The organism is Luteimonas rhizosphaerae, from assembly GCF_002849595.1.
Taxonomy (GTDB): domain Bacteria; phylum Pseudomonadota; class Gammaproteobacteria; order Xanthomonadales; family Xanthomonadaceae; genus Luteimonas; species Luteimonas cellulosilyticus.
The window spans coordinates 1-6,162 of the sequence record NZ_NRQR01000021.1 but is presented as its reverse complement, the minus strand read 5'-3'; the positions used below and the strand labels follow the sequence as shown (position 1 = coordinate 6,162).

Genomic DNA, 6,162 nt, shown 5'->3' with positions numbered 1-6,162 from the left:
GGCGGCGCCCGCGCCCGCAGCCGTCGCGGTGGCCGCGGCCACGCCACCGGCCGCGCCCGTCGCCGCGACGGCCGATCCAGCGTTGCCGGGCCTCAGCGCCGACGGCATCGATCTGCGCGACCACATGGCGCGCATCGAACTCGGCCTGATCCGCGAAGCGCTCGACCGCAGCGACGGCATCGTCGCGCACGCCGCCCAGCTGCTGGGCCTGCGCCGGACCACGCTGGCCGAGAAGCTGCGCAAGTACGGCATCGAGCGCGAGCTGGCGGCCTGAGCCGCTGGCGCCGGGATTCCGGCGCCTTGCGACGGGCGCCACGGCACGCGGCTTGCATGGTGTGAGGCAGGTGTCCGCAACGCAGTCCGCAAATGAGCCATTCGGTCAACTCGATCCTCTCCCAGATCCGCAGCTACCAGGGCCAGATCACGCCGCCCGCGCAGCAGCGGCCGGGCATCGACGGCCCGCGCAGCGACGCGATCAACGTCCAGGGCGTGGGTGGGTTGCAGGCGCCGGGCGCCGCGGGCCAGGTCGCCGGCGCCAGCTTCGGCGCCACGCTGCGCAACGCGCTGGAAGGCGTCAATGCCGCCCAGCAGCGCTCCGGCGCGCTGGTGCGGTCGTTCGAACTCGGCGAACCCGGCGCCGACCTCGCCAAGGTGATGGTGGCCTCGCAGCAGTCCCAGGTCGCGTTCCGCGCGACCGTCGAAGTGCGCAACCGACTGGTACAGGCGTACCAGGACGTCATGAACATGCCGCTGTGACGGCACCGGAGACCCGATAGACCATGGCGATCACCCTGCCCAAGGATGCGTTCAACACCGAGAAGGCCAGTGGCAAGGCCGTCGAGGTGCTCGATCGTCTCGAAAAGATGCAGCTCATGCGCCGGCTCGGCGTCATGCTGTTGCTGGCCGCGGCCATCGCCGGCGGCCTGATGGTGTTCTTCTGGTCGCAGAAGCCCGGCTTCGTGCCGCTCTACGCGGGTCTCGACGCCAAGGCCACGGCCGAAGCCACCGACATGCTGCGCACGGCGCAGATCCCCTTCAAGATCGACCAGGCCACCGGCGCGATCTCGGTGCCCGAAGCGAACGTGCACGACGCGCGCCTCAAGCTCGCCGGCTCCGGCCTGACCGAATCCGGGCGCCTCGGCTTCGAGCTGATGGAGCGCGACCCGGGCTTCGGCGTCAGCCAGTTCGTCGAGAACGCGCGCTACCAGCACGCGCTGGAAACCGAGCTGGTGCGCACCATCACCGCATTGCGGCCGGTGCGCGACGCGCGCGTGCATCTGGCGATCCCCAAGCCCAGCGCGTTCACCCGCCAGCGCGAGTCCGCGACCGCCTCGGTCGTGCTGGAACTGCGCGGCGGCACGATGCTCGAACGCGGCCAGGTCGATGCCATCGTGCACCTCGTCGCGTCCAGCATCCCCGACCTCGCCCCGGAGCGCGTGACCGTCGTCGACCAGAACGGCCGCCTGCTCAGCGACGACCGCCAGGATCCCGCGGCGACGCTCAGCGCGCTGCAGTTCGAGCAGGTGCGCCGCCAGGAAACCTCGTTCAACCAGCGCATCCGCGAGCTGCTCGAGCCGATGGCCGGCGCCGGCCGCGTCAATGCCGAAGTCACCGTCGACATGGATTTCTCGGAAAGCGAGGAAGCGCGCGAGCTCTACAACGCCGAGCCGCCGAAGCTGCGCAGCGAACAGCTCAGCGAGAACGCCTCCAGCGAGGCCGGCGCCCAGGGCATCCCCGGCGCGACCAGCAACCTGCCCGATACGGCGGTCAATCCCGCGCCGGTCGATGCGGCCGTCGCCGCCGCCACGGGCGGCTCGCCGAGCGAGACCTCGCGCAGTTCGACCCGCAACTACGAACTCGACCGCACGCTGAGCCACACCCGCCAGCCGCCGGGCCGCATCCGCCGCGTCACCGCCGCGGTGCTGGTCGACCACGTGCCGCGCGCCGGCGCCGAAGGCGCGAGCGCCCTGCAGCCGCTGACCGCGGCGGAACTGACCCGGGTCGAAAGCCTGGTGCGCCAGGCCGTCGGCTTCGACGAGGCCCGCGGCGACGTGGTCTCGGTGATGAATGCCCCGTTCGTGCGCGAAACGGTGGAAGGCATCGACGGCCCGCCGTGGTGGCAGCTGCCGATGCTGCGCGACATCGCGCGGCTCGCGCTCGGCGCGCTGGTGGTGCTGGCCCTGCTGTTCTGGGTGGTGCGGCCCGCGGTGCGCCAGATCGTGTCGCCGACCGCGCGTCGCCGCGGCGCGCCGGAGACCGCCGAGGTCACGCTGCTCGACGACGACATGCCGGGCCTGGCCGACGACACCGCCAAGATCAGCGCCATTCCCAAGGATGCCGCGCCGATCGCGCTGGCGTCGGATGCCTACGAGGACCGCGTGCGCCATGCGCGCGACGCGGTCCGGGCGGATTCCAAGCGTGTGGCACAGGTCGTGAAAGGATGGCTGGGTGATGAAGCGACCGCATGACATCAACGAACTGACCGGCGTGCAGCGCTCCGCGGTGCTGCTGCTGTCGCTGGGCGAAGCCGATGCCGCCGAGGTGCTCAAGCACATGGGCGCCAAGGAAGTGCAGAAGCTCGGTCTGGCGATGGCGACGATGGGCGCGGTCAGCCGCGAACAGGTCACCGGCGTCATGGACGAGTTCCAGGGCGCGCTCGAGCGCCAGACCTCGCTCGGCGTGGGCGCCGACGATTACATCCGCGAGATGCTGGTGCAGGCGCTGGGCGCCGACAAGGCCGGCAGCCTGATCGACCGCATCCTGCTCGGCCGCAACACCACCGGCCTGGATTCGCTGAAGTGGATGGATCCGCGCGCGATCGCCGATCTGGTCCGCAACGAGCATCCGCAGATCATCGCGATCGTGATGTCGCACCTCGATCCCGACCAGGCCGCCGAGGCGCTGAAGCTGATGCCCGAGCGCACCCGCGCCGACGTGCTGCTGCGCATCGCGACGCTCGACGGCATTCCGCCGAACGCGCTCAACGAGCTCAACGAGATCATGGAGCGCCAGTTCGCCGGCAGCCAGAACATGAAGTCCTCGGCCGTCGGCGGCATCAAGGTCGCGGCCAACATCCTCAACTTCATGGACACCGGCCAGGACCAGAGCCTGCTCGGCGCGATCCGCAAGGTCGACGAGAACCTGGGCCAGAAGATCCAGGACCTGATGTTCGTGTTCGACGACCTGATCGAACTCGACGACCGCGAACTGCAGATCCTGCTGCGCGAAGTGTCCGGCGACCGCCTCGGCGTGGCGCTGCGCGGCGCCGATCCCAAGGTCCGCGAGAAGATCACCCGCAACATGTCGCAGCGCGCCGCCGAGATCCTGGTCGAGGACATGGAAGCGCGCGGCCCGGTGCGCCTGTCCGACGTCGAGAACGCGCAGAAGGAGATTCTCGCCATCGTCCGCCGCCTGGCCGATGAAGGCACGATCCACCTCGCCAGCGGCGCCTCCGCCGAGGCCCTGGTATGAGCGCGGCGGTGCTCTGGCTCGCGCCGGCGATCGACGAGCCGGTCGTGCAGCCCGACGAGGGCGCACCGGCCGAACTGCCGCGCCCGCCGTCGCTGTCCGAGATCCAGCAGATCCGCGACGAGGCCCAGCGCGAAGGTTTCGAGGAAGGCCTCGCGGCCGGCCGCGCCGACGGCCTGGCCCAGGGCCAGTCGGAAATCCGCCGGCTGACCGCGCAGATCGAAGGCATCCTCGACAACTTCTCGCGGCCGCTCGCACGGCTGGAATCCGAAGTCGTCGCCGCGCTCGGCGCGCTGGCGGTGCGGATCGCCGGCGGCCTGGTCGGCCGCGCCTACGAGGCCGATCCCGGCCTGCTCGCCGCGCTGGTCGGCGAGGCCGTCGACGCCGTCGGCGTGGCCGCGCGCGACGTCGAAGTGCGCCTGCATCCCGACGACATCGCCGCGGTGCTGCCGCTGCTGTCGCTGCCGGCGGCCACGCGCCTGGTGCCCGATCTGGCGCTGGCCCGCGGCGACCTGCGCGTGCATGCCGAGACCGTGCGCATCGACGGCAGCCTCGAAACCCGCTTGCGCGGCGCGATCGAAACCGTGCTCCAGCGCGCCGGCGCCAACGAATGAACGTGAATCTTGCGCACGCCGACGGGCGGCAGGGCCAGAGCCTGCCGGCGGCCGATCCCGCCGACTGGCTGGCGGCCCGCAACCTGCGGCTGGCGGCGCGGCTCGACGCGACCGGCCCGGATCCCGCCGCCGGGCGCGGGCTGATCCGCGAGGGCATCCTGCGCCGCGCGATCGGCCTGACCCTCGAAGCGGTCGGCTGCGAAGCGCCGATGGGCGCGACCTGCCGGGTCGAAGTCGCCGACGGCTGGGTCGAGGCCGAGGTCGTCGGCTTCGCCGGCGAGCGCACCTCGCTGATGCCCAGCGCCGAGCTGCACGGCCTGCTGCCGAATGCGCGCGTGGTGCCGGTGCGGCGTCGCGGCGGCGCGGTCGAAGTCGGCGAAGGCCTGCTCGGCCGGGTCATCGACAGCGACGGCGTGCCGCTCGACGGCAAGGGCCCGATCCGCGCCGAAGGCCATGTCGGCATGGCCGGCGTCGCCCTGAATCCGCTCGCGCGCGAACCGATCATCCAGCCGCTGGACGTCGGCGTGCGCGCGATCAATGCCCTGTTGCCGATCGGCCGCGGCCAGCGCGTCGGCCTGTTCGCCGGCTCCGGCGTCGGCAAGTCGACCCTGCTCGGCATGATGACCCGCTTCACCGCCGCGGACGTCATCGTCGTCGGCCTGATCGGCGAACGTGGCCGCGAAGTCCGCGACTTCGTCGAGAGCACGCTCGGCGAGGAAGGCCTGCGTCGCGCGGTCGTCGTCGCCGCCCCGGCCGACCGGCCGCCGCTGGCGCGCCTGCACGGCGCCTACCGCGCGACCGCGATCGCCGAATGGTTCCGCGACCAGGGCCTCAACGTGCTGCTGCTGATGGATTCGCTGACCCGCTTCGCCCAGGCCCAGCGCGAGATCGGCCTGTCGGTCGGCGAGCCACCGACCACCCGCGGCTATCCGCCGAGCGTGTTCGCCAAGTTGCCGGCGCTGGTCGAGCGCGCCGGCAACGGCGCCAAGGGGCGTGGTTCGATCACCGCGTTCTACACGGTGCTCACAGAAGGCGACGATCCGCAGGATCCGATCGCCGACGCCGCGCGCGCGATCCTCGACGGCCACATCCTGCTGTCGCGCCGGATCGCCGACGCCGGCCTGTATCCGGCGATCGACGATCGCCGACGACGCCTGGCGCGGTCGCATCCGCGAGCTGCGGCGCCTGGTCGCGGCCTACAACGCCAACCGCGACCTGATCGCGATCGGCGCCTACAAGCGCGGCGGCGATCCGGTCGTCGACGAAGCGCTGGCGCGTTGGCCCGAGATCGTCGAGTTCCTGGGTCAGGACATCGCCCACGCCGCCGATCTGCACGACAGCCGCGACGCCCTCGAACGCCTGCTCCACACCGAGGACCCTGCCGTATGAACCAGTCCCGACGGATCGACCCCATCCTGCGCCGCGCCCAGGACCAGGAAGACGAGGCCGCGCGCGGAAGAGCGTCTGGCCGAGCTGCGCCGCTACGCCGACGAGTACGGACAGAGCCAGATGGCCGCGACCAGCGCCGCCCAGCTTGCCAACCGCCGCGCGTTCCTCGAACGCCTGGAAGGCGCCGTCGACCAGCAGAGCCGCACCGTCGACCAGAGCCGCCAGACCATGGAACTCGAGCGCGGTCGCCTGCTGCTGGCCAGCCGCGACAAGCAGGTGCTGCAGCAGCTCGCCGCCAGCTACCGCGCCCAGGAACAGCAGGTCGTCGAACGGCGCTCGCAACGGGAACTCGACGACCTCGGCGCGCGCCGCGTGCGGCTCGCGGCAGCAGGCGTCGATCCGTGACCGGACTCGCGCCATTGCAGGGCGCGTCGACCTCGTCGTCGGCGCCCAAGATCTCGCAGCCCGGGAGCCGTGACGGCGTCCAGGGGACGCCGCGCGACGGTTTCGCGCGCGCGCTCGAACGGCGCCAGGCCTCGGATGTCGAGGACACCGCGCCGCGCGCCGATCACGCCGCTGCCGCGCCGACCCCGCCCGCAACGGACGAGGCGGTCGCCGAGGCCGACGACGACGCGCTGCCCGCCGCCGCCGTGCCGCCCGACGCGACGCAACCGCCGCCGGCGCCGTGGCC

Annotated in this window: 5 protein-coding genes and 3 pseudogenes; all 8 read left to right on the top strand. The window is 72.1% G+C overall.

Annotation, left to right across the window (positions count from 1 at the left end; all coding sequences use genetic code 11):
• A partial coding sequence (locus CJ022_RS11030; RefSeq protein ID WP_284700107.1) for a helix-turn-helix domain-containing protein occupies nucleotides 1-274 on the top strand: 274 nt, incomplete at its 5' end.
• A gap of 92 nt (nucleotides 275-366) precedes the next feature.
• A complete protein-coding gene (fliE, locus tag CJ022_RS11025) occupies nucleotides 367-756 on the top strand; it encodes a flagellar hook-basal body complex protein FliE (protein ID WP_101926705.1) in 390 nt (129 codons plus the stop codon).
• Nucleotides 757-779: 23 nt separating this feature from the next.
• Nucleotides 780-2,468 (top strand): flagellar basal-body MS-ring/collar protein FliF, encoded by a 1,689-nt coding sequence (gene fliF / locus CJ022_RS11020; RefSeq protein WP_101926704.1) that lies wholly within the window; start codon nucleotides 780-782, stop codon nucleotides 2,466-2,468.
• Nucleotides 2,469-2,478: 10 nt separating this feature from the next.
• Nucleotides 2,479-3,471, top strand: coding sequence for a flagellar motor switch protein FliG (gene fliG, locus CJ022_RS11015; RefSeq protein WP_101926706.1), 993 nt, complete (start codon nucleotides 2,479-2,481; stop codon nucleotides 3,469-3,471).
• Nucleotides 3,468-4,082 (top strand): FliH/SctL family protein, encoded by a 615-nt coding sequence (locus CJ022_RS11010; RefSeq protein WP_101926703.1) that lies wholly within the window; start codon nucleotides 3,468-3,470, stop codon nucleotides 4,080-4,082. The genes fliG and CJ022_RS11010 overlap by 4 nt, the downstream gene beginning before the upstream one ends.
• Nucleotides 4,079-5,471: pseudogene (locus CJ022_RS11005) on the top strand (FliI/YscN family ATPase). The gene CJ022_RS11010 and the pseudogene CJ022_RS11005 overlap by 4 nt, the downstream one beginning before the upstream one ends.
• Nucleotides 5,468-5,876, top strand: a pseudogene (fliJ, locus tag CJ022_RS11000) (flagellar export protein FliJ). The pseudogenes CJ022_RS11005 and fliJ overlap by 4 nt, the downstream one beginning before the upstream one ends.
• A pseudogene (locus CJ022_RS10995) lies at nucleotides 5,873-6,162 on the top strand (hypothetical protein); the annotation flags it as partial. The pseudogenes fliJ and CJ022_RS10995, both read left to right, overlap by 4 nt.